At 69.6% G+C, this 25,089-nt stretch carries 16 protein-coding genes and 1 pseudogene; 4 read left to right on the top strand and 13 right to left on the bottom strand.

Features of this window, described 5'->3' with window-relative positions; genetic code table 11:
- Positions 1-20: 20 nt before the first annotated feature.
- Positions 21-1,169 carry an endo-1,4-beta-xylanase gene (locus tag KXC43_RS07795; RefSeq protein WP_221375286.1) on the bottom strand — a complete coding sequence of 383 codons (1,149 nt, stop codon included), beginning with the start codon at positions 1,167-1,169 and terminating at the stop codon, positions 21-23.
- Between the two features lie 241 nt (positions 1,170-1,410).
- On the opposite strand from KXC43_RS07795, the gene KXC43_RS07790 reads away from it, so the two are divergent.
- Positions 1,411-2,175: a phosphotransferase family protein gene (locus KXC43_RS07790; RefSeq protein WP_221375285.1), complete on the top strand. Its 765-nt coding sequence runs from the start codon at positions 1,411-1,413 to the stop codon at positions 2,173-2,175.
- Positions 2,176-2,202: 27 nt separating this feature from the next.
- Here the strand turns inward: KXC43_RS07790 and KXC43_RS07785 are convergent, their stop codons facing one another.
- Positions 2,203-2,934 (bottom strand): Gfo/Idh/MocA family protein, encoded by a 732-nt coding sequence (locus KXC43_RS07785; protein WP_221375284.1) that lies wholly within the window; start codon positions 2,932-2,934, stop codon positions 2,203-2,205.
- 206 nt (positions 2,935-3,140) lie between these two features.
- On the opposite strand from KXC43_RS07785, the pseudogene KXC43_RS50610 reads away from it, so the two are divergent.
- Positions 3,141-3,307: pseudogene (locus KXC43_RS50610) on the top strand (LuxR C-terminal-related transcriptional regulator); the annotation flags it as partial.
- 9 nt (positions 3,308-3,316) lie between these two features.
- Entirely contained in the window at positions 3,317-7,714 is a 4,398-nt protein-coding gene (locus KXC43_RS07780) for a DUF4062 domain-containing protein (RefSeq protein WP_221375283.1), read from the top strand.
- A gap of 212 nt (positions 7,715-7,926) precedes the next feature.
- On the opposite strand, the gene KXC43_RS07775 is transcribed toward KXC43_RS07780, so the two are convergent.
- The 5 genes from KXC43_RS07775 to KXC43_RS07755 form a co-directional block, all read right to left on the bottom strand.
- Positions 7,927-9,165 (bottom strand): CapA family protein, encoded by a 1,239-nt coding sequence (locus tag KXC43_RS07775; protein WP_221375282.1) that lies wholly within the window; start codon positions 9,163-9,165, stop codon positions 7,927-7,929.
- 18 nt (positions 9,166-9,183) lie between these two features.
- Positions 9,184-12,627 carry an ATP-binding cassette domain-containing protein gene (locus KXC43_RS52620; protein ID WP_221375281.1) on the bottom strand — a complete coding sequence of 1,148 codons (3,444 nt, stop codon included), beginning with the start codon at positions 12,625-12,627 and terminating at the stop codon, positions 9,184-9,186.
- Complete coding sequence (locus KXC43_RS07765; RefSeq protein WP_221375280.1) at positions 12,624-14,111, bottom strand: tetratricopeptide repeat protein; 1,488 nt, start codon at positions 14,109-14,111, stop codon at positions 12,624-12,626. Before KXC43_RS07765 ends, KXC43_RS52620 begins: the two co-directional genes overlap by 4 nt.
- Before the next feature lie 739 nt (positions 14,112-14,850).
- Positions 14,851-16,071: an alpha/beta hydrolase gene (locus tag KXC43_RS07760; RefSeq protein WP_221375279.1), complete on the bottom strand. Its 1,221-nt coding sequence runs from the start codon at positions 16,069-16,071 to the stop codon at positions 14,851-14,853.
- A 109-nt stretch (positions 16,072-16,180) separates the two neighbouring features.
- On the bottom strand, positions 16,181-17,071 hold the full coding sequence (locus KXC43_RS07755) for an RpnC/YadD family protein (protein ID WP_221375278.1): 891 nt from the start codon (positions 17,069-17,071) through the stop codon (positions 16,181-16,183).
- A 146-nt stretch (positions 17,072-17,217) separates the two neighbouring features.
- Here KXC43_RS07755 and KXC43_RS07750 point away from each other — a divergent pair, with 146 nt between their 5' ends.
- On the top strand, positions 17,218-18,015 hold the full coding sequence (locus KXC43_RS07750; RefSeq protein ID WP_221375277.1) for a class I SAM-dependent methyltransferase: 798 nt from the start codon (positions 17,218-17,220) through the stop codon (positions 18,013-18,015).
- A gap of 79 nt (positions 18,016-18,094) precedes the next feature.
- Here KXC43_RS07750 and KXC43_RS07745 read toward each other — a convergent pair whose 3' ends face one another.
- The 6 genes from KXC43_RS07745 to KXC43_RS07725 form a co-directional block, all read right to left on the bottom strand.
- Entirely contained in the window at positions 18,095-18,700 is a 606-nt protein-coding gene (locus KXC43_RS07745) for a hypothetical protein (protein ID WP_308129014.1), read from the bottom strand.
- Entirely contained in the window at positions 18,622-18,933 is a 312-nt protein-coding gene (locus KXC43_RS50600; RefSeq protein ID WP_308129013.1) for a hypothetical protein, read from the bottom strand. The genes KXC43_RS07745 and KXC43_RS50600 overlap by 79 nt, the downstream gene beginning before the upstream one ends.
- Before the next feature lie 15 nt (positions 18,934-18,948).
- The gene (rph, locus tag KXC43_RS07740) at positions 18,949-21,489 is read right to left on the bottom strand and encodes a rifamycin-inactivating phosphotransferase (protein ID WP_221375276.1); all 2,541 of its coding nucleotides are present in this window, start codon (positions 21,487-21,489) and stop codon (positions 18,949-18,951) included.
- Between the two features lie 153 nt (positions 21,490-21,642).
- Positions 21,643-23,013 carry a cellulase family glycosylhydrolase gene (locus KXC43_RS07735; RefSeq protein WP_221375275.1) on the bottom strand — a complete coding sequence of 457 codons (1,371 nt, stop codon included), beginning with the start codon at positions 23,011-23,013 and terminating at the stop codon, positions 21,643-21,645.
- A 110-nt stretch (positions 23,014-23,123) separates the two neighbouring features.
- Positions 23,124-23,789 carry a response regulator transcription factor gene (locus tag KXC43_RS07730; protein WP_221375274.1) on the bottom strand — a complete coding sequence of 222 codons (666 nt, stop codon included), beginning with the start codon at positions 23,787-23,789 and terminating at the stop codon, positions 23,124-23,126.
- Complete coding sequence (locus KXC43_RS07725; protein WP_221375273.1) at positions 23,786-25,051, bottom strand: sensor histidine kinase; 1,266 nt, start codon at positions 25,049-25,051, stop codon at positions 23,786-23,788. The genes KXC43_RS07730 and KXC43_RS07725 overlap by 4 nt, the downstream gene beginning before the upstream one ends.
- Between the last annotated feature and the right edge of the window lie 38 nt (positions 25,052-25,089).

Genomic DNA, 25,089 nt, shown 5'->3' with positions numbered 1-25,089 from the left:
CGGCGGCAGCGGTGCGGTTCTCAGCGGCGCGGGGCGCCCGCGGCAAGCGCCAGATCCTGCTGCAGCACGTCGTACTGTCCCTTCGGGTTCAGCTGCTCGTCGTAGATCAGAGCAGCGCCTTCCTGCGGGTCGGCGAACACGCCGGGCACCCACGAGTAGGCGTCGCCGAAGCCCCACGGCGTGAACGAGATGCAGGCACGCACGGCCAGGCATGCTTTGAGCGTGCGCGACCAGTAGCTTTCCTGGGCGTACGGGGCGAGCGCGTCGACCGGCTCGTTGACCGCGTCCGCCTTGGTCAGCGTGCGGACGTCCACCTCGGTGAGGGCGACCTTCAGCCCCAGGGCGGCGAAGCGCTCGAGGTTGTTCGTGAGGTCGGGGTAGCCGTACTGGGTGGAGAGGTGACCCTGGAATCCGAGGCCGTGAATCGGCACGCGCTGGGCCTTGAGCGAGCGCACCAGCGCGTACACGGCGTCGCTCTTCACCCCGGTGAACTCGAGGTTGTAGTCGTTGTAGAAGAGCAAGGCCTTGGGGTCGGCCTGATGTGCCCAGCGGAACGCGTCGGCGATGTAGCCGGTGCCGCCCCACGCCTTGTACCAAATCGTCTGGCGGGGCTGGCCGTTGTCGTCGAAGGCCTCGTTGACCACGTCCCATTGCCAGATGTCGCCCTTGAAGTGACGCGCCTGCTCGAAGATGTGCTTCTTCAGGACCGCCTTCACCTCGTCGTTGGACAACGTGGTCGTGTAGCCGTCGGAGGACAGCCACGTGGGCAGCTGGTTGTGCCAGAGGAGCGTGTGGCCGCGTACCAACTGCTTGTTCTTCTTCGCGAAAGCGACGAGCTGGTCGGCCTTCTCCCAGGTGTAGTTGCCACGGGTGGGCTCCACTTCGGCCCATTTCATCACGTTCTCCGCCGTGACCGAGGAGAACTGCTGCGCGGTGATCTGCGTGTACTTCTCGTTGGTGCCGAGCTGGTCCATGTTCACGGCCGTGCCGACGCGCAGGCCCACGCGGGCGGCGAGCGCGCGCAGCGAATCGGCGGGGTAGGCCTGAGGCGGTGACGGTTTCGCAGCGGGCGGCGCGGCTCCCGCCGAGACCGAGCCGACGAAGGCCAGCTGTCCGCCCAGCAGCACTGCGGCGCTGACAGCAGCAAAGGTAAGTCGAAGACGATGCACCGGAACTCCTTGCGATGAGGACGATGGAGACCGAAACTTCCGGAAACCTTCCGGAAGTAATGACAGGAATCTATGCGCCCTTTCTTCGAGCGGTCAAGAGGCTTCCTTCCGGCGCGGCTAGAGTGGACATATCGCAGCGAGCCAGCGACTGCCGGCCGAGGTTCTGACCGATGTGGCCGGCGTGGTCGGAGCAGTGGTCAGTCCTCTCGGTCGTCTACCCGGAGGCGTCAATGGGGGCGCCATGCGCGTCCAGTTGGCCGGAGGGGCAAATGCTGTGCTCAAAGCAGTGCCCTGGGCACATCCCGACCACCTGCACGAGACGCTGCGAGCCCGGAGAGTGGTCGAGCACATGCGTCGGTGCGGCTATCCCACCCCGGCCTGGCTCGGAGTGGGGGCCACAGCCACTCATGTATGGCATCTGATGGATTTCGTTGACGCCGCACCCGTGCCGGAGCTGACCCCGTCCCTCGTCGAGCAGTTGATGGAGATCATCGAGCTCCAGGCCGGCCAAGCCTCCGAACCCTACGACCACTCGTCGTACGCCTGGCGGGTCGCCACCGGTCAGGAAGCGGCGGTCGCTGGGCTCTCGGGGTATTCCTCCGTGGTGTCGGCCTTGGTCGAGCGCCTGCGGCTGGTGTGTGCCGACGTCCCACCACCACGAGAGGCGCCGGACATGGTCCATGCCGATCTGAACCCGAGCAATGTCCTGGTCCGCGACGGAGCGGTGGTGGCGGTCGTGGACATCGAGAACGCAGGTAGCGGCACGCGGGCGACTGATCTCACCACCCTTCAGTGGCACACCTTCCAGGATTCGCTGGACGGTGTCCGAAGGCGGCTGTGGACGAGAATCCTCCGCGTAGTCGGCTGGGAGGGGGCGGCGGTGCTCGCAGCGACACAGATCCTCCTGCAGATCGAGTGGCCCATCCGCCTCGGGCGCCACGATGTCGTTGCCGGGGTGGTCGAGCGCGGTCACCGCGCCCTCGACGAGCTGAACGCGCTTCGCTGACTGTCGCCGGTGGGGATGGACTGATCGTCACGGTTCCGGTGGCGTCGCGAGGGCGTCGCGCACGCTGGGCCAGTTCTGCAGAACGTGGCCTACGTCGGCTCGGCCCTCGGCACGGATGGCGTCCGCGTGCGCCCGGGTGAGGACGGCGTCGATCCGGGCGGGGCGGCCGGTCCTGGCGGACTGCACGGCCGCTTCGACCATTGCCAGGCTCATCACGTTCTCGTGCACCTCGCCGGAGGGCCGCTGTCCGGTCCGCAGGGCCCGCAGGAACACGTCCAGGGCACCGCCGATCCCGGAGTAGTGCGACGTGTCCGGGATCGTGGATTCCGTCGCGGTGTGCAGGGTCGGGTCGTCGTCGCCGTTCCACAGAGCGGTGCCGTTCTGCCCACTGACCCGCCACCGGCCGTTCCACGAGGTTTCCGCGCCCGCGCTGCACCAGCTGCCGTTGTACACGTATCGGGTTCCGGATTCCATCTCGAATACGGCGGTCGCGTTGGCGTGCCCCGCATACCAGCTCCATTCCGGGTTGTAGGACTGGCAGTAGACGGACACCGGCTCGCAGTCGAGCAGGAACCGCACCGCATCGAAGGCGTGGATGGCCATGTCGATGAGTAGCGGCTGGGCCATCTGCTCGCGGAAGCCGCCGAAGTGCGGAGCCCGGAAGAAGTCCGTGGTGATGGTGCCGATGGGTCCGAGTCGCTCGGTCATGGCCCGCAGCCGGGCCAGCTGCGGGTTCCACCGTCGGGACTGGCTGACCATGAACAATTCGCCGGTGATGCGTATCGTCGAAGCGCTTCAACAACTAGGTGCTGCCAGGCTATGGCGGGCGTCACACCGTGCGCATGACATCACCACGCAACACTTTCGAAATCTGCCAACCGGCGGAGCCATCGACACAGAGTGATCTTGGCGGGTCGCGGATCCACGGCCGCCCGCCGCTCGCAGGCCTTCAGCCACGAGCTGGAGTGCTGCGCCTGACAGCCGCCGGCCAGTCCGACAGCGACATCGTCGCGACCCTGGTGATCAGCCAGGAAACCGTGAAGACTTGTTGGTCCGCATCCTCACCGAGCTCGACCTGCGCTATCGGGTGCCGGCCGTGGTGTACGCCTACCGCCACGGTCGCGTGACGTAGGGAGGCGCCGTGCCGCCGTGGCGGGTCTTCGTGTCGCACACGGCCGAGCTGCGTCCGTACTTGACGGCGGTGGAACGCGCGATTTCGGCAGCCGGCCACGCGGTGGTGGAGATGGCCGGGTTCCCCGCCTCGGCCGACACGTCCGCCGATCTGTGCGCCGCACGGGTTCGCGGGTGCGACGTCTACCTCGGCGTGCTCGGCACCCGCTACGGCTCCCCCGTCCGCGACCGCCCCGACGTGTCGTACACCGAGTTGGAGTTCGACACCGCCGGGGAGGCGGGCCTGCCCCGGTTGATGTTCCTGCTCGACACCGAGTCCCAAACCCTCGGCCTGCCGCCTTCTGCGCTCATCGACCACGAGTACGGCGCCCGGCAGGAGGCCTTCCGTCAGCGCGTACGCGGTTCCGGGCTGACCACGCAGACGTTCGGCAGCCCGGCCGAGCTCGGCCAGCTGGTCGAACGTTCGTTGCGGGCGCTGCCGGTCGCGCGGCGTTCCAGCTACCTGGCCCAGGTGCGCGACATCGCACCGGCCGGTGGCCTGATCGGCCGCGAGGCGGAACTGGCGTCGCTGGCCGACGGCACCGAGCCGTACGAGTGGTGGCAGGCTCCGCCGTGGGCCGGTAGGTCGGCGCTGATGGCGTGGTTCGTGCTGCACCCGCCGCCCGGCATGCACGTGGTGTCGTTCTTCATCACCGGCCGGCTGGCCGCCCAGGCCGACGCGACCGCGTTCACCGAGGCCCTGATCGAGCAGTTGGCGGTGCTGCTGGGCGAGCCGGTGCCGTTGTCGCTGAGTCCCGGCCAGGCCGACGCCACCCGCCGCGAGCTGCTCGATCGCGCCGCGGCGGGGCGCCGCCTGGTGCTGGTCGTGGACGGCTTGGACGAGGACACCGGTGGTGTGCCGGGTTCGGGCCTGCCCAGCATCGCGTCGATCCTGCCCAAACACATCCCGGACGGTCTGCGCGTGATCGTCGCCGGCCGGGAGAGCTCCGAACTGCCGTCGGACGTACCGGCCGACCACCCTCTGGCCTTGTGCCCGCTGCGCACGCTCGCCGCGTCCTCGCTGGCGACCGACATGGCCCGCGCGGCCCGCCGCGAACTGGACGAGCGACTGCTCCGCGGCGACCACCGCACCCGCGAGTTGCTGGCCCTGATCACGGCGGCGGGTGGCGGCCTGGCGACGGCCGACCTGGGCGAGCTGACCGGGCTGCTGCCGTACGAGGTGGAGGCTCTGCTACCGGGCCGCCTACTGGCCTCCCGCCGAGGGCTCCACCTCTTCGCCCACGAGACGCTGCGCGAAGAGGCTACCCGTCGCCTCGGCCGCCTGGTCGACGAGCACCGCGAACGGGTGCACGCCTGGGTCGATGGCTACCGGGAGCGCGGCTGGCCCGCGGGCACCCCCGCCTACGCGCTGAGCGGCTACTTCGCGATGCTGACCGAGACCCGCAACGAGGAGCGGGCCGCCGCTGCCGCCGTGGATCCGGTCCGGCACGACCGCATGCGCGCGCACACCGGCGGCGACGCCGCCGGGCTGGCCGAGGTCCGCGCGGTGCAGGCCCGGATCCTGACCTCGCCCGAGCCGGACCTGAGCACGATGGCGCGGTTGATGGCCCATCGCGGCACCCTCACCCGGCGCGGCCACGACGTACCCGTGCTTCTGCCGGCTGTATGGGCACTGCTCGGGCACCGCGACCGCGCGAAGGCGCTCGCCTACGGCCTACCCAGCGGACGCGACATGGACATCGCCGAACTCGCCGACGCGATCGCGGCCTCGGGCGACCCGGACGACGCGGAGAGGGTGGCCCACCGGATCACCGATCCCGAGGCCCGGACACGGGCTTTGGCCGCGATCATCAGGTGGACGGACAGCGAGCGCGCCGAGACCCTGGCAACCGAGGCCGAGTCGACGGCGCCGACCATCACCGATCGGAGGGAACGTCACCTCGCGCTGCATCTGCTGGCCGAGGCGCTGTGTTCGGTCGATGACGCGGAGCGCGCGGTCAAGGTCGCCGCCAGGATCGAGGACCCGGCCGATCACGCGCGAGTTCTCACCGAACTGATCGCGGACCGTGACCCTTCTCGGGCGGTCGCGCTGACGGCCGCCGCCGAGGCGGCAGTGCGGACCATCGAGGATCCGCAGGAGCGGGTGACCGCGGCGTGCTCGCTGCTGATGGCAAGCGGCCGGACCCGGACCACGGAACTCGTGGCGGTGGCGAACGAGGCCGCCGGGCAGATCATTGACCCCGGGGACCGGGGCGTCGCCCTCCGGCGGATCGCGTTCACGCTCGCCCGCAGCGGTGTGACCGACCGGGCCGAGGCACTCGCCGAATTCCTGGAGGCGCGGCCCCGCAATTCGGCCGGTGAGCTTGTCACCGAACTACTCGGCGCCGGGCGGGAGGAGGTCGCGGCGGCCCTGCTCTCGCGGCTCCGGCCCGGGTATGCCCGGCTGGACGCGCTGGCATCGTCGGCGGTAGCGGCGGTAGCGGCCGGCCGGACCGAGAAGGCGGACCGGATCCTCGCCGAGATCGAGGCGGCCTATCGGGACGCCGATCGCGGAATCGGGTTCCTGCCCGACCATCGGCCCCTGATCCGGGCGACGGCGTCGGTGGCCGGCGCGGAGCGGGCAGCCGCCGTGGTCGACGCCGCGGTCACCACGGTCGACAGTGAGACCTATTACCGGTCAACGGACCTGCGCCGTGCACTGGTCGAGGCACTCATCGAGACGGGCGAGTGGGAACGGGCGTCGGAAATGATCGCCGGCCTCGACTTTGCGGAGGACCGGCGGGAGTCCTCGGATCGGCTCATCACCGCCGTGATGCGGACCGGCGACCTGGACCGGGCGTACGCGTACGCGGCCGTGATTCCGGAACTGGACGATCGGGTGACGGCGGTGCACACCGTCCTCATCGGCGCGTCTCGGCGAGGTGACCTCGATCGGGTCGCCCGCATCGTGGCGGGCTCGGTGCCTCTCATCCCTGAGGCGGTCGATACCGTGGGCGTCTACCCGGGGCTGCGCGACCTGGCCGATGCCGCGTACCGGGCCGGTGATCGCGACCGGGGCCGGACCATCGCAACGGCCGCGGGAACGGCCGTACGCGAGTTGGCGGACCCGGCCGCGCGGGCCGCCGCATGGCTCTTCGTGGCCGACACCACGATCGACGGCGACGATCCAGCCCTTGCCGAGACGTTGCTGACCGACTCGCGGAACGCGGCGCGGGAACTGGCTCCGGACATCGAATCGGCCGTTGCCCTTCTACGCCTGGTCGATCCGGCGGCGAAGGCCGGGTTGACCGGCTTCGCCGCCGACGTCATGGCCGAGGTCGAGGCGGCCGTGCCGGCCTTCCCCGACGGGCTACCGAACCGGCCGAGGGACCCCAGTCTCCTCAAGGCCGTCTTCGAGGCCGGCGACCCGGAGCGCGCGATACGCATGGCTCGCGACCGGCTGGATCCATTGCATCGGGCCCATGGCCTGCTCCAACTGGTCTCCGCCGCGATCACCGTCAACGATCGGGAACGGGCGGAGAGCCTGTTCGGCGAGAGCCTGCGCGCGCACGACAACGCGAAACGGGGCGTGGAACACCTGTTCGACGAGGCGTTTGAAGCCGGCCAGCACGAGTTCGCCCAGACCATCTTCCGATTCGTGACCGATTCTGAGACATTACGGTCCGCCTTCGATCGGCTGATCACGGCTCCGGCCGACCTGAGGCGGACCCAGGCACTGGTCCGGACCATCGACGATGCGAACGACCGGGCTTGGTGCCTGCTCAGGCTGATACCCGTGGTGGCGGTGGTGGACGACGAGTGGGCGGAGATCCTCACCGACGAGTTGGTCACCGAGCACATCACGGACCTCGCCACCATCGTGTCCATGATGTGCATGCTGATCCCCGTCGCCGATCCGGAGGAATTGCCCGAGATGCTGGACTCAGCCGGTCTGCTGATCGACCGGCTCGAGAACCCGGCCGACCGTGCGCCGATGCTCCTGGAGCTCATCGGCGCGGCGATCGAGGCGGGCCGGCCCGAGTACGCGCGGTCCCTGTTCATCGACGTGGAGACGAGTGCCGTCGAGCGGGGCGCCGGCCTCGACGGGCTCGAGCTGCTCGCCGGGCTGGCCGCCCGGGCGGTGGCGATCGGCGATTCCCCGTACGCCGAGGCGCTCGCGCTGCGCCAGCCGGACCCCGACGACCAGGCCGCCGTTCTCGCCTCGGCCGCCGCCGCGCTGCCGCCCGACGCTACGCAGGACCACCGCCGGCTGATCGCCCTGGCCCTGAGCCGCGGATCGGCGGAGGAGTGCGACATGCAGCTCGCCCTCCATTATCCGGAGGCACTGTCGGCCGCCGCGGATCAACTCGTGCGCGAGCTGCGAAAGACACCGTCGCGGTCGCCGGGCGGGCCGGGGCAGTACGGCTAGGGACCGGACGCCGCCCGTACGGCTGCCAGATCGCAGTGCCGGCGGCGCCGCCGGGTTTCTGTTCGGCCCGGACGCTGACAGCCGGATCGGTGAGCTGATGGTCAGCGAAGGTGCCCATATCGGCGGCCACCGTCCTGTACGCGAAGTGGGCCGGGGGATCCGGATGTAGTGCGCCGGCCGAAGCGGCCGCGCTCGGCGGGAGCCTTCGGTAGTTATGGCCGCAGGTCGAGTCGAGCACCCGACACGGATGCCTGGGTTCCCCAGGGCTGGGAGAGCTGGGTGAGCCGGTCGGCGATACGTATGAGTTCGTCTGCCGTGGCGGCGTGGGGGATTCCGTGGTCGGGGTGGTGGTGGTTGACGTGGTCGAATACCCAGGCGGCGGCTGAGCAATGAGTGACGTCGCCGCGTTCGTCGACATCACAGAACCCGATCATGGTCTCTCGGCCCGCTTCGCGGGCGAGGTAGTCGTGCCGTCGTGCCCACAGATCGTCCATCGTCGCGTCGGGCGACAGGCCGGTGGCGGTGAATTGCTGTGCGGGTAGTCGCGTCACTTGCCGCAGCTGAAAGATGAGCGAGCCCAGGCCATAGAAGATCACCCTTTTCCGGTAGAACTCGACGCCGCGCAGGCGGTGGGGGCCGTGGCAGGACACGATGCTCGCGCCGGCGTCGATTGCCTCGTGGGCGATCGTGATGAGTGCTGGTGACGGGTTCTGTTCCTGACCGTCGCCTTCGTGGGAATGGATGCTGACCACGACGGGCAGGCCGGTGGCGGCTGCGTCGCTGACAGCGGCACAGATCCGGTCCACGTCGGTCGCATCGGCCTCGGTGCCGGCGCCGGCTGCCCGGCCGCGGCGGATGATGTATCGGCCGAACTCGACTTCGTCGGTTCCATCGTCGCCACCCAGCGCCACAACGATCTCGCGCATGGGTTCGAACAAACGGTCGGGCAGGATCGACCACCAGGGCACGGTGATGCCGTTGACTCCTGGCCGGCTGGCGGATCCGTTGAGTTCGTCGGTGGCGAGGCTGTGAGCGGGGAACGTCGTGGTCCCGGCGACCAGGCTGAGGACGCCGGCAACAGCTGTGGGTGCGGCGGCGTCGCTGAGGTTGAGCCCAGCACCTGCGCCGGGCAGGCCGGCGTCACGCAGTGTGGCCAGCGTTTCGTGGATGGCGCCGGCGCCGTAGTCGCCGAGGTGGTTGTTGGCCAGGGCGACGGCGCTGAATCCGAGTTCCCGGATGGTGGCGCCGGTCGTTCGCGGACCTCGCAGCCAGGTTCCGCCGGATTCGTGGGCGGGTGGGTGCTCATAGTCGTGCAGCGGTGTCTCCAGGTTGGCGACGGCTGCGTCGACGCCGAGCAGGCTGTCGGCGATCGCGGCCAGGCGCGGTACGTCGGCGATTTTGTCGATGCTCCGGGTGAACATGATGTCCCCGGCGACGGCGATGCGGGTCAACGTAGCGGTCCTTTGCAGTCACGAAGGGTGTTTCATGCGGGTTGCCGGTGACCTGATTGCGGCGGTCGAGCCGGTGAGGGTGAGCACGGTGTCGGCAAGGTCTTCGTTGTCCGGCCGGTGCGAGACGACCATCAGGGTGGTACCGACGGCGGACAGCCGGGCCAGCAGATTTCGTTCGAGCGGGGCTTCCAGCGTTGATGTAGCTTCGTCGACCAGCAGTAGGGACGGCTGAACAGCCAGGGCGCGGGCCAGTGCCGTCAGTTGCCGGTCGCGGTGGTCGAGGTCGGTGACTGTCGTGTCCGGGTGGGGAGCTGATCGGCCGGCGATGGCATAGACCTCCTCGAGGGCGCCGAGGGAGTCGTTGAACAGGGTGCCGACGGTGATCGCCATGGCGGGTAGGTCGCTGCCGACCAGCAGTGTGGTTGCCGTTCCGCTGACGCTCTCCACGATGACGTGTCCGGATCGTGGGGGGCGCAGACCGGCGATGGTGTCGAGAAGGGTGCTCTTGCCGATGCCGGACGGCCCGTTGATCCACGTGGTGCTTCCCGGTGGGCAGGTGAGGGTTACTTCTGCGGTCATCCGGCTGTCGCCCACGGTTTCGACGACCACATGCGCCAGCGTCACAGTGGCCGGCCCGGCAGCGGCGGGCGCTGCAATGTCTGCAGCGGCGTGAACGAGTTCGGTGCGGCTCGGGGTCCGCCCGCCGAGCAGTGCGAGAATTCGGCTGACTTGTCGTGAGGCGATTTCACCGGACTGAGCGCGTTCGACGACGGTGACGACTTGCTGGGTGAGCGAGTAGGCGATGTAGAGCAGTACGGCGGGGGAGATGACCGAGGTGGTCAGCGGCGCCGCCCACGCGCTGGCGACGAAGAATCCCGCGCCGACCAGTTCGACCTGAAGCAGCAACCGCAGCCGCACCCATTGCAACCGATGTCCGGCGCCGGCGCGGATCGCCGTCAGTTCGTCGAAGCGGTGGGAGACAGCGGTGCGCACCCGGTCGTTGATGTGGAATCCGAGGTATCCGATCGCGGCGACCGCGAAGTTGACCGACGGTGCGCGCGCAGCCCCGGCCAGTTGTGTCGCGGCCTTGGTCGCCTGCCGGCTGCGGAGATAGGCGGCGCCGAGGCCGGCGCACAGCAGGCCTGAGGGGATCAGCGTGATCGGGTCGCCCGCGGCGACGACCGTGATGCTCAGGGCCAGAGCGGCGACTCCGACTGCGATGAGGGACAGTACCCGTGGCGCCTGGGTTTCCGCGGTGGTGAAGTCCCGCCCGATGCGCCCGCCGATCGCTGCGGGGTCTGTGGTGTCGTCACGGCGCAGGACATGGGCCAGCGCCTTGTGGTGCAGACCGTCGACGGCGGTAACGGATCCGCGGTAGGAGATCAGGTGCCGGACGAGGTACGCGGTGGCAACGGTCGCGGCGACGACGCTGTAGACAGCGGCTGCGTGCGCGGCGGACCTGCCGTTTGCGCCGTTGTTGCTGGCCAGGTACAGCTCACCGAGAACAGCGGCGACGGCGGCCATGATCATCACGGTCGACCACCGCAGGCCGAAGATCATCTGGAACAGCCGCGCGGCGGTGGAGCTGTTCTGCGGTTCGGCTGCGTGGGTGTCCAATGACGCTGTCACGACGGACCGGTCGGTCAAGTCGGCTTGCCGGTACTGCTCGCCGGCCTCAGGCACGGCTCCCGGGGTGATGTTCGGCTCTGCGGCCAGGGCGGCATCAAGCCGGGCTGTGGCGTCGGCGTCGAGGACGGCTTCTGAAGCGGCGCCCGTGGTGATCAGTTCCTGCGGGGTGGTCGCGCGCAGTGTTCCGCCCGTGGCGATGACGACGATGTCGGCGTGACGAAGCAGTTCCGGTCGCGCCGCGCTGAAGATCCACGTCGATGTTCCGCCGTCGAACAGGTTGGTGGCGACCGTGTCGGCGTTGAGCGCGTCCAGCGGCGCGAAAACGTCGTCCAGCAGATAGATGTCGCCTCGCCCGTACAACGCCTGGGCCAGGGCGAGACGAACGGACTGGCCGTCGGACAGGATCCGTCCGCTCGAGGACAGGTTGTCGGCGTCGCCGGAGGGTCGGGCGGCCAGCTCGCGATCGAGTCCCGTTCGCTGCAACGCGAACACGTACCGGCTGTCGTCGGGGTCGGTGTCCCACAGGGTGGTGACGTGCCCGATGGCGCCGTCGAAGGGCCTGTGGTCACGTCCGACCCACTGCGCCGTTCCGGTGTGGCGGCTGCGGAAGCCGTCGGGTGCCGAGTCGGGCACCACGATACTGCGCAGCAACCGTGAGCTGTCGGCACCGATGACGGCGACCCGCTGGCCGGGTCTGACGGTCAGTTCGGTGCTGCCGCGGGCGAGGACCACTGTTCCCGGCAGGGAGCCCGCAACGCTTGCGGACGCGTGAACGCTGGGGGCGTCGCGCAGTAGCGAGTCGATGCCGCGCGCGGCGGCGGTGCCGCTCTGAACGACCCGGATGGTCGCCAGATTCTCGCTGATCGCCCCGACGATCAACCGGCTGGCCACCAGGATGCCGGCGAGTTGCGCGCTGGCCACCAGGCCGCTGTTGATCTGAACCGCGACGATGAGGGCAGCGGCGAACACTACCGGCAGTGCGTCGAGGGCGGCGTCGTACGCCCCGGCGAGGTACGCGCGGCGGCGCAGCACGTGGAGCTGCGGTCGTCGCACCCGCGTAACGGCGGCCAGGAAGGCTGTGGTCAGGGAGTACCGGTGAATTTGCCGCCGTTGCCGGGCCATGTCGTCGACCAGTTGTGAGCGGGCGTGGTCGAGGTCGAGGTAGCGCATGCCGGTGCGCACGGTGGCGACTCCCAGCGGCCGCAACCCGACGGTGATGGCTGCGACCAGCAGCATCACCAGGACACCGACCCACCCGAAGGCGGCAACCAGCTGGACAGCCAGGACCGCAGCGAGGGCGCTGTAGATGACGAACTCGACGGCGAAGACCAGCTGGGAGATCTGGTCGGGCCAGGCCATCAGGTAGGAGCTGGTTGATTTGCCGCTGGCGGCGAGCCACTGGGGATCGACCAGCTGCAGGCGCCGAAACACCAGCCGTTGGGTGAGCAAGGTGGTGTGCAGGACCAGGTGCCGGACCTGCCAGGTCATCAGCCAGCGGACGATGGAGAAGACAACGATCAGCAGCGAGACTGTGGTCAGTGCCCGGAACTGGCCGGGCGCGCTGTCGGTCGTCTGCGTGACCGCGGCGGTGATCGCCGGTGGTACGGCGGCGGCGGTGACGACCAGGACGGCGCCGGTGAGAGCGTACCGAGTGTAGGGTCCGCGGAAGTGGACAGGTAGCGAACGGGCCAGGCCGTACTTCTGCACGAGTGCGGCGAATCGATCGGCCTCCGCGGATACGTCGAGTCCGGCCGCGCGGGCGTCGTCCACGCCGAGTTCGGATGGGTCGACGTGCGCCCGGCGGTAGGCATCCCGCAGGAAGCGGCGCGTCACGACATCTGCTCCGCAACCAGCATCCTGCTCCGCGTGACATCGGCGGCGTCGGGGTAACGACGATGCAGGGCGTCCAGTTCGTCGCGTAGTTGCTCGATCGACAGATCCTCGACGAACGAACGGGCCTCGAGCATCAGGACGGCGAGCGCGGCTTGCACGTCACTGCTCGCCTCGGAGACATCGACCCACGACGCGAGTTCGATGACCCGTGGGTAGTCCTCGGCGGCGGAGGCGGACCGGCACGCATCGACCAGGTGGCTCAGCTGTTGGGGGTCGATCATCAAGGCGTGCAGATACTCGTCGATGGCGTCGCGATGCTGCCCGAGCCGGCCGAACAGATAGGCCCGCAGCGCCGGGATCTCGGCGATGACGCCGGTAAGTGCGTTGGCCGCGGTTGCTTCGCTCAGGGCTTCGTGGAACTGGTTCTGTCCGGTGAGAGCGAGTGCCAGGTCGAGCTTGAATTCGGGATGCCGGGGCTCGATCTCGGTGGCCAGCCGCAGCAGCGGCTCGATCTCCGCCGAACCCGGGTCCGTGCGTGACAGGAGTCGGCCGAGGTTGTTTGCCAGCACCGCATGCGCCTGCGTCCCTTCGGCCGCGCGTGGCAACGTCTGCAACGCGGCGCGCGAGATGGCCAGCGCGTCCGATGCCTGACCGGCGAGAAGCTTGAGGTAGGCCCGGGAGTTGGCGTTCAACGCCTGGTCCAGTGCGGTGTCCACCGTGTCGGCCAGCTGCTCGATCAGCTCGCGTGAGATCGCGAGGTGGTGCTCGGCGCGGTTCAGGTCGCGTAGCGAGGGCGGAAGGTGGCGGGCGTAGAGCATGGCGATGCTATTGGCGGCGCTCACCGCTTCACGTCCACCGGACTCCACGACCAACTGGTAGAAGAACGCCGCACGTTCGGGCATCTCTTGCAGCTGATACACCAGCCCGCAAAGGTCCAGTACGGCGCCGGGCGGGCGTATTGGTTGCTGAAGGGCCTGTTCGAGCAGCCACCGGGCCGTCCACGAGTCTCCGCAACGCAGGTAACGGGCTACCCGCCGGCGCAATTGCGTCCAGTCGCTGCTGCCTACGAGGTTTTCGCGGACCCACTCGGCGTCGGCGTCGGCGGCTGCAGTCTCCTCGTCGGCGACCTGCTGCGGCTCTTCCGAGCCGCTGGTGCCGTGCAGCAGCAGCGTGAGTACGCCCCGGTCGCGCAGCAGACCGAGCAGAGTCACATCGCTCTCGTGAACCGGCCCGCGGAGATTTACCGTCAGATGGCCGGCCCGCGCGGCAAGCCGAGCGGCATAGCCGCGGGCATCCACCAGGGCCCGGGTTGCGTTGCGATAACGCAGTTGGCTTTTGAGCTCACCGGTTTCTTCGGCTGCATCCGGTACGAGGTGCCAGATGAAAGGAAGCTGACCGGCATGGCCATCGGGGTCAAGAGCCGCCAGCACGGGGCGGGTAGCGGCGAACGGGATGTTGCGCGGGATGACGGTAACCGTCTGCACGGGTAGATGATCTCCCTGAGTGGAGCGGTGGCGGTGGTGGCTGAGATGCCACCACCGCCACGTTGCTGGTGCGTTGGTCACTCGGCGCAGTGCTTGTAGGTCTCGATGCGCAGCGCGGCCGGCATCGTCGGCACGGTCGAAACACCCGTCGAAAGCTTCATGTCACCTCCCCGTGATAGCCCGAAAAGAACCCATTCAGGGGGTTCTGCGTGGCCTTTCTGACCATAGATGGATGACGATGGGCTGCGCAATCCTCAACTGAGGGTGAGGGGATGCGGTGGCCTCCCGGCCGTACGCCGTCCTGTACGGCGGACAGGCCACCGGGATGTGATCTAGCTGGGAAGGTATGGATTAAGCGTCGAACTAACGGCGCGTGCCGGTCGCAAGGAAGCGGTCCAAACAGGCATGTGATCTAGGCAACAAGGGGCCCGATGTGTGTCTGGGTATGCCGCCGCTGGAAGGTGCAACTGGGGGTGGGCCCGGAACCCTTCGGTCTGATTCGCCGCACACTTGCTACACGCAGCTGCCGGTAGCAGGGGGTTCATCAGAGTCTTTCGCCGAATTCGCACCAAGAGTCGTCGGCGACTTGCGCGATCTTCCGCACGCGCTCCTGGCGCGAGCCGCGTGACGCAGTCGGGCGAGGCGGCCTTGGACGGTCAGCATCATCCGCCCCGTCGCTCACAGCGACGGGGCGGATTCGCGAACGAAGTCCCGGACGGGCCGGGCTTCGTCGGATCGGTCAGCGGCGGGCCTTGAGCCAGCCCTGGATCTCGGTGATGACCTGCTTGTCGGGCTCGCCGAACTCCGGGGTGAACTTCGGGGTGATGTTCATGGTGTGCGCCATGCCCGGGTAGATGACGATCTTGTGGTCCTTGTTGCCGGCGGCGGCGACGGCGGCGTCGGCCACCAGCGCGGCGCGGGCGGGGGTCTGCAGGTCGTTCTCGCCGTTGAGCATCAGGGTCGGGCCGCCGAACTTCGGCAGCGCCTGCGACACGGTGGGGTAGCGGGCGATGTCGTTGACGTAGTCGATGGTGGGCTGGTCGAGGTCGGGCAGGTTCGGGTAGTCGTCGATGTGGGTGATCTTCCGCAGCGCCGGGCCGGCCTCGGCGTCGATGGCGATCTGACCGTCGCGGTTCTTGTCCGTGCTGCGCAGCACCTTCCGGCCGTCGAGCAGGATGGAACGGTACTGGTCGGCGACCTCCTTCGGCTGCCCGACCAGGCCGTCGGACGCCTCGGCGGCGGTCAGCCGGCCGTCAGCGTTCACGTCGAACTCGTCGTGCATCTGCAGCAGCAGCCGGCCGAAGATCTGCAGGGTCAGCAGCTGCTCGATGGGCAGGCCGACCACGCCCATCTCGACCACCCCGGCCGGCTTCGGGATCCCGAACTTCGCCGGCTGGGCCGCGAGGTTGGCGGCCACGTTGGTGCCCTCGCTGTGACCCAGCAGGAAGATCTTCGACGGGTCCACCTTCGGCGACTTGGCGGCGAACCGCACCACCGAGGCGGCGTCGAGCTGGATCTGGCGGTACGGGTTCTTCGGGTTCAGCTGGGCCGGGTCGGTGGTCTCGACGGGGCCGATGCCGGTCACGCCGCGCTTGTTGAAGCGCAGGGTGGCGAAGTTCTCGCGGCTCGCGGCCTGGGCCAGCGGCACGAACGTCGAGCCCTTGCCCTCCGGCAGCGTCTGGTTCATGTCGTTGTGCCCGCTGCCGTGGAGGAAGACAACCAGCGGCAGGCGGCCGTTGGAACCGGTCGGATAGGTCAGCTCGGCGTCGGTGACCCAGCCCTTGCCGAAGTCGATCCGCACCTGCTCGCGGGTGACGCCGTCCCACCCCGACTGCTGAGCTGCCGCCGCTGCGGTCCCGGTCTCGGGGAGGCCGGCGTTGGCGACCCCCACGCCCGCCGCGAGGACGGCGGTAGCGGTGAGGCCGATCGTCAGTGTGCGGAAATTCTTCGTCGTCGTCATGCCAAGAACGCTATTCACGCCAGCGACCAAGATCGATCCGGCTGACTACCCTCTTCTCGGTACAGCCTGCTGTACCCGACACCGATCTGGCGGCGCCCCAGGCACCCGCTCAGGCACGCAGCTCCGCCAGGGTCGCGCCGGCGACGATGCGTGCGATGTTCCCGTCGTGGTCGCTGGCGGCCAGTCGCCGGGCAAGGTCGTCCAGGTCGGCCAGCTCGCCGTATCGGGCCCGCAGGAGTGCGCGCATCCCGTCGATGTGGCCCCGCTCCAGGCCTTGCTCCAGGCCCTGCTCCCGGTTTCGGCGGGCGATCTCGCGGCCCGACTCGGTTTGCTCGAGAACCTCGTTCATGCCTCTCCTTCGCAGTGCTTCGAGAACCTGGACCGCCAGTGACCCTCCCACGAGCATACCGAGCTCGATCTGGACCAGCTGTTCCTCGAGCGCGCTGGTCGCGGCGATCCGATCGGCGACCCGCTCCGCCAGGTCGTGGGGCGGGTTCAGTGACCACAACGCGAGTGGCGCCAGAGGGCTGGCCAGGAGCATGCCGGGGTCCAGGTCGTCGGGAACGCTGACCGACCGGTAATCGAGGCGGGCCTGATCACGCTCGAAACGGCCCGGATACCCTCCGCCCAGCGGCCAGAGCACCACTTGGTGGATGCGGTGATCCGCGCGGCGGTACTTGAGCGCCAGGGCCGCCCAGTAGGCCACCATCCGCTCCTGGAAGTCGTCGGTGCGCTGGACCTGGACCTCGACGTGGTAAATGTCAGCGGGCACGCCGTTGTTGTGGCGCACCAGGAACACCTTGTCGCGTTGGCGGCTGCGTTGCCGCGGCTGCTCGGTCGGCCCGTCGAGGACCACAGCCCGGCCGTCGAGTCGTGCGCCGCACAGCAGGTGCAGCGCGTCGCGCGGGTGGGCCTCCAGCAGCGCCTTGTACAAGCCGTCGAAGTCGCGGGCCGGCGTCGACGGCGGAGGGACGACATCGGCGGGCACGCTGTCGGTCATGGTTCCTCCTCCGCGCCGACCACCGGCGCGACGCACAGCATGCCGTGCGCATGACTACTAGTCAAGAGACCGGTTGCGCATCGACTAGGGAAGGCGCCACCGTAAACCGTTGGCCCCGCCGCGGCCCGGCGTCGGAGGATGCCGGAATGAGCGAGCCGACGACCGAGATCGTCACCTTCTACGAGGACAGGTACTCCGAGGCCGGGCGGCTGGACGGGCGCCCGCAGGCCCGGCTGGAGCGGACCCGCACTCTCGAGCTGCTCCGCGAGCTGCTTCCGGCGGCGCCGGCCCGGGTGCTCGATGTCGGCGGTGGGCCCGGCGCGTACGCCCGTGAGTTGATGGCGGACGGCCATCAGGTGCGGCTGATCGATCTCGTACCCGCTCATGTCGCTCAAGCGCGGGCCGGGACACCGGCGATCGACGCGGCTGTCGGCGACGCCCGGGATCTGCCCGAGCTGGACGGGGCGTGGGACGCGACCCTGCTGCTCGGGCCGGTCTACCACCTGCAGGACCGGGCCGACCGGGTGCGGGCGATCCGGGAGGCGATCCGGGTGACCCGCCGGGGTGGTCCGGTTGTCGTGGCGGCGATCTCGCGGTTCGCCGGGCCGGTGGACTTCGCGTCCACCGCCCGGTTCGACGATCGCATGCTCGCCGAGTCGCGGCGGTTGATCAGCGATGGCAACAACATCGTCGGCGGTGGCTTCACCCACGCGTACTTTCACCGGGTGCCCGAGCTTCTCGCCGAGTGCGCGGAGGCCGGCCTGGCCGATGTGGCGCTGCACGGTGTCGAGGGCCCGGCCTGGTCCGCGGCCGAGGCGGCCCGCCATGGCCCTTCGGCCTCAGTGGTCTTCGACGCTGCATTGCAGCTCGCCCGTCTCTACAGCGCCGAGCGGGACCTTGCCGCCGCCAGCTGCCATCTGCTTGCCACCGGTATCGCCGGCTGAACGCGGGACCGGGCCGGCGCGTCGGGGGACGCGCCGGCCCGGGCCGGTCTTGGAGCGGGAGAAGCAGTGGGCTGACGGACTAGCAGGTGGGCTCGCCGGACTGAGCCGGCAGGCTGACCGTGTTCCGGGCGGCCTTGACCGCGTTGAACTGGGTGCAGCTGCCCGGGTCAGGTTCTTGGCCGCCTGCAGCGTCCGCACCCGGTACTTCGCGTACGAGGAGCTGGAGGTCTTCAGCAGCATCGCGTTGTACATGATCTTCATGCCGCCCCTTCGAGATGCCGCCCGGGGTCCGGTCGTCGATGCCGTGGCCGAGTTCGTGGCCGACCACGTCGAGCGACGAGATCCAGCGTCCGGCGGTGTTCTTGCCGATCTGCACCTGCGTGCCGTCGTAGTACGCGCTCTGCTGGTTGAGCCCGACGCGGATCGGCCAGGCGCCGCCGCTGCCGTTGGCGCCGTTGCGGCCCAGCCACGACGAGAGCATCGCGTGCTGCTTCTGGGCGACGTAGAGCGCGTCCACGCAGCCCGTCTCCTTGCTGGTGCCGTTCCCGTTGCCCCACACGTTGTCGGAACTGCTGAACGTCGCCCGGGTCGAGGCGTCCTGACAGCTCAAGTTCGTGACCGCCGGGTCCTTGAGCGAATAGGTGGTGCCGGACTGGGTGGTGTTGAGCGGGACCGAGCCGTTGATCCAGCCGGCGCCCGTGCCGGGTCCCCGGTGACGTGCTCCTGGGTGGCCAGCACGGCGCCGGTCGCCGCGTCCACGTCGACGGTCAGGCGGCTGATGCCCTCGGCGCTCGGGCTGCTCTGCGCGACCGACGTGTACCGGGTCTGCCCGGCGTCGTCGGTGACCACCACGAAGTCGCCGCCCTTGACCGGGAGGCCCTTGTAGGTGCGGTCGTAGGCCGCGTACGTGTACGTAATGGGGAAAACCCTCGTCTAGCGCAGAATCTCGACGAATCCGCCGGTGCCGTGCACCCGGATCCGCTGCCCGTCCGCGATCAGCCGGGTGGCCTGCTCGACGCCGACGACGGCGGGCAGGCCGTACTCGCGGGCGATCACCGCGCCGTGGGTCATCAGGCCGCCGACCTCGGTCACCAGTCCCGCGATCGTGACGAACACCGGGGTCCAGCTGGGATCGGTGTACGCGGTGACCAGGATGTCGCCGGGTCCCAGGTCGGCCTCGGCCATGTCCCGGACGACGCGCGCCCGCCCCTCGACGGCGCCGGCCGAGACTCCCAGTCCGGCCAGCGCGCCCGGAGGCAGGTCGTCACGGCCGTACGCGCCGGTGACGACCTCGCCGTCCGACGTGAAGACCCGCGGCGGCGTGAGGGCCAGATAGGACTCGTACGCCTGCTTGCGCTCGCCGATCAGAGGCTTCGCGCTGTCCACGTCGGACAGTTCGTCGAAGCTCAGGTGGAAGATGTCCTCCCGGTCGGCGAGCACGCCCGCCGCCACCAGCCGATCGGCCTCGGCCAGCAGGGCCTGCTTGTAGACGAAGTAGCGGGCGATCATGTGGTACTTCGGGTACTCCCGGTAGCCGCTGAAGGTTCGTACGCGGTCGATCATCCGTTTGGTCTCTTCGGCTTGTTTCTCATCCAGGCGCGCCAGGAGTTCCCGCTCCTTGTCGAGCGCCTGACGACGGCCCTGCGCGAAGAGCCGCTCGTGAGCGCCGGGCTCGAAGTTCCGGACGTTGCCCAGGATCAGCGGCACCAGGGTCGACGGGCGCTCACTCCACCGGGGCCGGGTGATGTCGATCTCGCCGGCGCAGCGCATGCCGTACACGTCGAGGAAACCCCGGACGGCGTCCCGGGCCGGGGCGGGCAACTCGTCGAGGAAGTCGTCGCCCTCAACGCGTTCCAGAAGGGCCACGGCCTCGGGGTACGGGCGAACGGCGTCCGCGACGTCCAGCAGCGCCAGCCCCATCTCCGAGGTGATGTTGTGGGGCACGGACTGGGTGAGCGTGTCGGCCGCGTTCGTTTCGCCGAGCCACTCCCGCATGTGCTCGTTCAGCCACGTGGCCGCGGCCATGCCGGCCATGATCACCTGCATGCTGCGCGGCTCCTGCAGCGTCTTGCGCAGGATCGGCAGGTCGGCCCGGATGAAGTCGAGCAGCGCCGCCCCTTCGAGGGGGCTGATGTCGCGCTTGAGGACCGCCAGCGACTGCTCGGCCAGCTCGATCAGCTCGGTGACGACGGCCGGATCGGTCGCGATCGTCTCGGCCCCGCTGCCGGGCGGCACCCAGGCCGCCTTGCCCTCGTCCGGGCGGTCCGGCAGGAAGCCCTCGCGGGCGACGATGCTGCGCAGGGCGCCGCCGATCAGCGGATCCGACGTGCCCAGGGCATTGATCAGGTTGTCCCGGCTCGAGGGCCGGGCCAGGATTTCGGTGACGTCCACGAACAGCCGGCCGCCGGCCACGGCCATCGGCCGCGGCGTGGTCATCTGCCAGAACGACAGCCCGAGCGGCTTCATCGGGTCGGTCATCATCTGCTGATGGCCGACCGAGACGTACACGTGGTTCTCGTCGTCGCCGGTCCCGGGAACGGGAAACAGGGTGGTGATCGGGCGGCTCTGCACGATCGCGAACCCGTCGTCGTCCCAGCACCACTCGATGTCCTGGGGGCGGCCGAAGTGAGCTTCGATGCGCCTTCCCAGCCGTACGAGGTCAAGAACCTCACCATCGGTCAGAGCGGCCTGCTCCTGGCGCTCCGGCTCGACCGCCCGTTCCTCGATTCCGCCACCCGCCACGGCATGCATCGCGATGCGCTTGGCGGCGACCGTGCGTGCCACGATCGTGTCGTCGCGGACCCGGTAGACGTCCGGGTTCACCAGGCCCGACACCAGCGCCTCACCGACACCGAACCCGGCGTCGACCGAGCTGACCGTACGGTCGGAGGTGACCGGGTCGGCCGTGAACAGGATGCCGGACGCCCGCGGGTTCACCAGGCGCTGCACGACGACGGCCATCCGGACCCGGCGGTGGTCGACGCTGTTGTGCCGGCGATAGCTGATGGCCCGGTCGGTGAACAGCGAGGCCCAGCACCGCCGGAGGTGATCGAGCACGTCCGGGCCGGGCACATTGAGGTACGTGTCGTGCTGGCCGGCGAACGAGGCCGTGGGCAGGTCCTCCGCGGTCGCGCTGGACCGGACGGCGTACGTGGACCGCTCGTCCAGCCGTCGCATGACGGCCGCGGCCAACCCGTCGGGCAGGACGGCGGCCCGCACGGCGTCGCGGAGTCCGGCGCCGACGGCCTGGATCGCTTGCTGGTCATCGATCTGCTGGCTCAATGTGTCGAGCAGGGCGCCGACCGACGGTGTGTCCGCGACGACCCGCTCGAAGGCCTCGGTCGTCACGCAGAACCCGGGCGGCACCCGGACACCGTCGATCCGCGTCAGTTCCCCCAGATTGGCGCCCTTGCCGCCGGCGAGCGCGACGTCGGTCGGGCGGATCTCGGTCAGATCAAGGATGTAGCTGGTCATGGTTCGTCTTCCCCCTCGGCTTCGGGGAGATTGTGCGCGAAACCGGGGGTCTTGCCGCAAGACGGGCACTCCGCTATAACTTTAAGTGGGAGCTGGTGCGCATGTGCGCCGGGCTCCCATTTTCATGCGTACCCGGGAGCCCGGCGCCAACGGTCAGGCGGCGGCGCAGCTGACGGCCGGGGCGGTGTTGGTCCCGGTGGTGGAGGCGGTGAATCCCCACGAGGCGGCGGCGCCGGCCGCGAGGCTGCCGTTGTACGACATGTTCCGCGCAGTAACAGCGCTGCCCGCGGTGGTGACCGTCGCGTTCCAGGTGTTGCTGAACTGCTGGCCGCTCGGCCACGTCCAGGTGACGGTCCAGCCGCGGATCGCGGCCGCGCCCGCGGTGACTGTCACCGCGCCCTGGAAGCCGCTGCCCCACGAGCCGGTCACCGCGTACGTGGCCGTACAGCCGCCCGTCGGGGGAGGGGTGGTGGGCGGTGTCGTCGGCGGCGTGGTGGGTGGCGTGGTCGGCGGGGTGGTCGGGGTCGTCCCGCCGTAGATGGTGGCCTCGCGGGCGGTGGCCTTGATGCCGTTCGCGCCGTTGAAGAGCCGGGTGCCCCACGAGGTCAGCGCGGCCGGGTTGAACCCGGTCACCATGTCGAGGTATTCGACGCCGCCGCCGTTCCCGCTCCACGACCAGCCGAGATAGCCGATGCCGCGGGCCTGGGCGGTGGCCAGGATGGCGTCCTCGTCCGGGTTGCCGTCGGAGTGGTTGTGGCCGAACTCGCCGACCACGAGCGGCAGCCCCGCGCTCTGGAACCGTCCGATGTAGTCGGTGATCTCGGCCGCGGTGTCGAAGACCCCGTACATGTGGATGCTGAAGATCGTGTTGCGCTGGGGGTCGGACGCGAGCACGGAGGCGGCGTTGTCGCGCATGATGAACTGCCAGTCCTGCCCCCAGTTGGGCGCGTCCACCATCAGCGCGTGCGCGAAGCCGGCCGCCCGCAGCCGGCTGATGGCGCTCTTGGTGTCGGCGATCCAGCCGCTGGCGTTGGTGTTGCCGTAGGGCTCGTTGCCGATGTTCAGGACGACGTAGTTCTCCTGCCCGTCCAGCGCGCTCTTGATGCTGATCCAGTAGTCGGCCGCCCGCGCGAGAGTGGTGGCCGCCGCGTCCTCGCCGTACCCGGTGGTGTCATGGGCTTCGAGTACGCAGATCAGCCGCAACCGCTTGCACTCGGCGATCACCCGGCTGACGTCGGCGGCGTCGTTCCTGGTCCATCGGTCCCCGGTGCTGAGCACGACGCGAACGGTGTTGGCACCCATCGCCTTGATGTCAGCCAGCGACGAGAACCGATCGGCGTACCAGGTGTGCGCGTGGTTGACCCCGCGCATGACGAACGGATTGCCGTTGCCTTCGAGGATCTGTGTGCCGCTGACCTTGATCCCGGTCGCCGCGGCCGCGGGCTGGCCGGTGGCGGCCAGCGCCAGCCCGGCCACGACAACCGCAGCGGCCAGCCCACCCAGCCAACTTCTTCGCTTGCTCATGAGATCACCTCTGGTCCGATGGTTTGGGAGCGCTCCCAGATTGCGTGACCGCTGACAGCGTTGTCAACCATTCGGAAACATCGATGTAATGCGGATGGCGGACGCCGGTGTCAGTGCCGCCCGTCGATGCGGTAGCCGACGCTGGGCAGGGTGACGATGGCTGCGGGGTCGCCCAGTTTGCGGCGCAGGCGTCCGACGGTCACGGTGACCGTGTTGGTGAACGGGTCGGCGTTCTCGTCCCAGACCTGCTCCAGCAGGGCCTCGCTGCTCAGGTAGCCGGGCGCGGCCCGCATCAGCGCCTCGAGCACGGCGAACTCCTTCACCGACAGGTTCAAGCCCGCGCCGCGACGGGTGGCGGTGCGGCGGATGGGGTCGAGCTCGAGGTCGCCGACGATGAGCGTGCGGGGTGTCGCGGCGGGGCGGCGGCGGGCCAGGGAGCGCACGCGCAGCACCAGCTCGGGAAAGTGGAAGGGCTTGGCGAGATAATCGTCGGCGCCGAGCGTCAGACCGCGCACGCGGTCGTCGGCCGAGCCGGCGGCGGTCAGCATGAGCACCATCGCCCGCTCGGACCGCCTGGTGATCATCTCGCAGAGTGTGTCGCCGCTCAGGCCGGGCAGGTCACGGTCCAGAACGACCACGTCGTACGCGTTGACGTCGAGCTTCGCCGCGGCGGTCAGGCCGTCGAGCGCCACGTCGACCGCCATCCCCTGGTCCCGCAGCCCTTCGGCCACCACTTCGGCGAGGGCGACCGCGTCCTCCACCACCAGCACCCTCACCGGTCAGCCTCCCGCTCACCATCCGCTTTCGCGTCCAGCGGTCCGCTGTGCTGCTGTTCCGTAGCGCCGGCCGGGGATCTGCTGTCCTGTTGGGCGCGTGGTCCGCTGTGCTGCTGTTCCGTCGCGTCGGCTGGGGATTTGCTGTCGTGTTGGGTGCGCGGGCCGCTGTCTTGCTGTTCCGCCGCGCCGGCCGGGGATCTGCTGTTCCGTTGGGGTGATGGGCTGCCGTTCTTTGGTGGCTGGCTGCTGGGCGGCAGGCGGATCTCCACCCGGAGCCCGCCGGTCGGGCGGGGCTGCAAGCTCAGGGAGCCGCCGTGCGCCGACGCCACCGCGGAGGCTATCGCCAGGCCGAGCCCTGTCCCGGCACCGCCGGTGCGGGACACTCCGAGGCGTCGGAACGGGCGGCCCAGCGTTGCCACCTCGCCGGGGTCGAGGAGCGGGCCGTCGTTCTCGATGAGCAGCGCGCCGGGGGAGAGGGTCACCCGCATCCAGCCGCCGGGACGGCTGTGGCGGGTGGCGTTGTCGACCACGTTGGAGACCATCCGGGCCAGCAGCACCGGGTTGCCGACGGTGAGGAAGTCGTCGCCCTCGACCGGCGTCCCGGGTGGGATCAGCGAGCGCACCGCCATCGGCGTGCGGCCGTCGAGGGCACCGTGCTGGGTGCGGGCCAGCACCAGCAGGCCCTCGAGCAGCCGCTCCAACTGGTCGAGTTCGGTGCGTACGCGGCCGCTCAGCCGCACCACCTCGGGTGGCGGCGCCGGCTTGGCCGAGGCCACGTCGACCGCGGCGCGCATCGTGGCCAGGGGCGTGCGCAGCTCGTGGGAGGCGTCGGCCACGAAGCGGCGCTGGGCCGCGAACGACTCCTCCAAGCGGCCCAGCAGGTCGTCGATGGTGTCGGCCAGGTCCTTGACCTCGTCGGCCGGGCCGGTCACGGCCAGCCGCGAGTGCAGGTTGTCGGCGCTGATGCGGCGGGTGGCGGCCGTGATGGTGCGCAGCGGCCGCAGCACCCGGCCCGCGGCGGCCCGGCCGAGGAGCAGCGACGTCAGGAACATGAAGAGCAGGGCCACTCCCACGCCGACCGCCAGTTGCCGGTTGTGTGCCTGGGCGGCCGCATCGATCTGTTGCAACGCCGCCGGGTCCAGCGGCTCGCCGGCGGGGCGCGACGCCCGTACGGAGAAGGCCGCGACGATCGCCAGCAGCCCGGCCCCCGAGACCAGGAACAGCACGCCGTACAGGAGGGTGAAACGCAGCCGGACGCCCATCCGCACAGCATGCCCGGCCGGACGTGACAGCGGTATGA

The sequence above is a fragment of the Paractinoplanes polyasparticus genome (genome assembly GCF_019710575.1).
Taxonomy (GTDB): Bacteria; Actinomycetota; Actinomycetes; order Mycobacteriales; family Micromonosporaceae; genus Actinoplanes; species Actinoplanes polyasparticus.
This window is presented reverse-complemented; position numbering and strand designations above follow the sequence as displayed.